Annotated in this window: 4 protein-coding genes; 1 reads left to right on the forward strand and 3 read right to left on the reverse strand. The window is 58.6% G+C overall.

All coding sequences use genetic code 11. The annotated features are described in order from the left end of the window. From AC1DWI_RS20125 to AC1DWI_RS20135, 3 genes are all read right to left on the reverse strand, one after another. Nucleotides 1-233: hypothetical protein (locus tag AC1DWI_RS20125; RefSeq protein WP_477725569.1), on the reverse strand; the 233-nt coding region annotated here is incomplete at its 3' end. A 333-nt stretch (nt 234-566) separates the two neighbouring features. After that, nucleotides 567-1043: a bacterioferritin gene (bfr, locus tag AC1DWI_RS20130; RefSeq protein WP_457278807.1), complete on the reverse strand. Its 477-nt coding sequence runs from the start codon at nt 1041-1043 to the stop codon at nt 567-569. A 140-nt stretch (nt 1044-1183) separates the two neighbouring features. Next, nucleotides 1184-1957 (reverse strand): ferredoxin--NADP reductase, encoded by a 774-nt coding sequence (locus tag AC1DWI_RS20135; protein ID WP_477671007.1) that lies wholly within the window; start codon nt 1955-1957, stop codon nt 1184-1186. A gap of 105 nt (nt 1958-2062) precedes the next feature. On the opposite strand from AC1DWI_RS20135, the gene AC1DWI_RS20140 reads away from it, so the two are divergent. Then, a partial coding sequence (locus AC1DWI_RS20140) for a hypothetical protein (RefSeq protein WP_477725570.1) occupies nt 2063-2326 on the forward strand: 264 nt, incomplete at its 3' end.

A 2326-nucleotide genomic window follows, 5' to 3' on the forward strand; every position in this document is an offset into this window, starting at 1 on the left:
GAGGTGGACGACGTAGCGGTCGTGGTGCCGGTGCTGGGCGTCGGGGTGATGCTCTGGGCCCAGCCCGACACCGAAACAGCCAGCATGAGCGCGCCAAGCGGGAGCAGTGTTTTGTCGGAAGATGCGGCAGGATTGGCAACCGGGCCGGCAAACGGCGTGAAGTTGTCGGCGCCCATGGTGCGGTTTTTTTTGTTGCGCGCAGGGCGTGCGGCGCGAGCGGAAGGGTATGCCAAGATGGCCTCCAAGCAGGGTCCTGCCTTGCAGGCGGTGGACCGGGTTCAGGAAAAAGCTTGGCTGGCTCGGAATGCCCAGGGGCGCGAGTTGGCTGGCTCGTAAAGTTCGCTCGAAGTGTATATCAAATGATAATGATTCGTAATCTGATGTGTCTGAATGTTGCGGGAATAGGGACGAAAACGGTGGTTGTGTGGCAAAAAGGCCAAATTTAGGGGGCGACAAAAAGGGCTTTGAAAACCAGGAGCGGTCAGCGTTGGCGCAAACAAAAAAACGGGGCCTGTGCCCCGTCTGTTTTGTGCCAGGTATGTCACCGGGCTATTTCAAGACCACATTCAGCTCAGCTCGCCCATCTGGCTTTGCAGGTAGTTTTGCAGGCCAACCTTGCCAAGCAGTTCAATCTGTGTTTCCAGGAAGTCGATGTGCTCTTCGGTGTCATCGAGGATCTCCTGCAGCAGGTCGCGCGAGACATAGTCGCGTACGCTTTCGCAGTGGGCAATGCCATCCTTGATCGTGGCCTGTGCACCGGTTTCGGCTTTCAGGTCGCAGTTCAGGGCTTCTGGAACATCCTCGCCGATCATCAGCTTGCCCAGGTCCTGCAGGTTGGGCAGGCCATCGAGCATGAAGATGCGGTCCATCAACTTGTCGGCGTGCTTCATTTCGCCGATGGACTCTTCGTATTCCTTCTTGGCCAGCTTGTCCAGGCCCCAGTGCTTGTACATGCGGTAGTGCAAAAAGTACTGGTTGATGGCCGTCAGCTCGTTCTTCAGCTGCGCCTGCAGGTGAGCGATGACTTTTGCGTCGCCTTTCATGGGAATTCCTTATCGTTGTGTAGTGCGGATCGCCCATTGTCACTGGCCGCACGCCGTAACTCAAGCATTCCCCTGCGCGGGCGGTCTGGTTGCGTTTGATTGTGAGAAACGTTCGCATTGCAAACGTTTCCCGTTGTCAGTCAGCGCTCGGCAAATGCGCGTTCCACCACGAAGTGGCCGGCTCGCTGCATGTTGCCTTCCTCAAAGCCGCGCTCTTCCAGCATGGCCTTGATGTCGCGCAGCATGTCGGGGCTGCCGCACAGCATCAGGCGGTCGTTCCCGATAGAGATCGCGGGCAAGCCCAGGTCGCTGTACAGCTTGCCCGACTGCATGAGCTCGGTGATGCGGCCTTCGTTGCGAAAGCGCTCGCGCGTCACGGTGGGGTAATACATCAGGCGTCCGCGCACCAGCTCGCCGAGGAACTCATGCTCGTGCAGCTCGTGCTCGATCAGCTCACGGTAGGCCAGCTCGGCGCTGGTACGGCAACCGTGCACCACCACCACGCGCTCAAACCGCTCGTAAGTGTCGGGATCCTTGATCAGAGAGAGAAAGGGCGCCAGACCGGTGCCGGTGGCCAACAGCCACAGCGTGCCGCCGGGCAGCAGGTTTTGCAACAACAGCGTGCCGGTGGGCTTGCGGCCGACCAGAATGTCGTCGCCCGGCTTCAAGTGCTGCAGCCGCGAAGTCAGCGGGCCGTCCGGCACCTTGATGCTGAAAAACTCCAGCTGATCTTCATGGTTGGCGCTGGCCACGCTGTAGGCGCGCAGCAGCGGTTTGCCGTCCACGGGCAGGCCGATCATGGTGAACTGGCCGTTGACGAAGCGAAAGCCCGAATCGCGCGTGGCGGTGAAGCTAAATAGTGAGTCGGTCCAGTGGTGGACGGAAATAATGCGTTCTGTGTTGAAGGCGCTCATGAGAGAAAAAGAAGAGAAGAGGAAAGAAATGGGCGACGAGAAAGGGCTTTGGGTGATGCAAGGGACTCACTACGCATCCCTTCAGGTCGCGCCCTCAGATCGTGCGTGAGCAAGGCTGAATTTTCTAGCCTGGGCGCGCCCGCCGCCGGTGATGGCTATAGACGCCACACCGGCGCCAAGGTCAGGCACACCACCATCGCACTTCGAGCGGCGACAGAACTCAATCGCCAGGCAGCCTCACCTGGGCAAGCGTGGCCAGTGAGGGTTCTTTTGGGTTGCTATGAAAACAGGAGATGCTTGCGCCCGTTTTTTAATGGTTTATGGCACTTTTTGCATGAAATTTTGGTGTTCTTGTGCTTCGCTTCAAAG

This window comes from Polaromonas sp. P3_C2 (genome assembly GCF_056402675.1).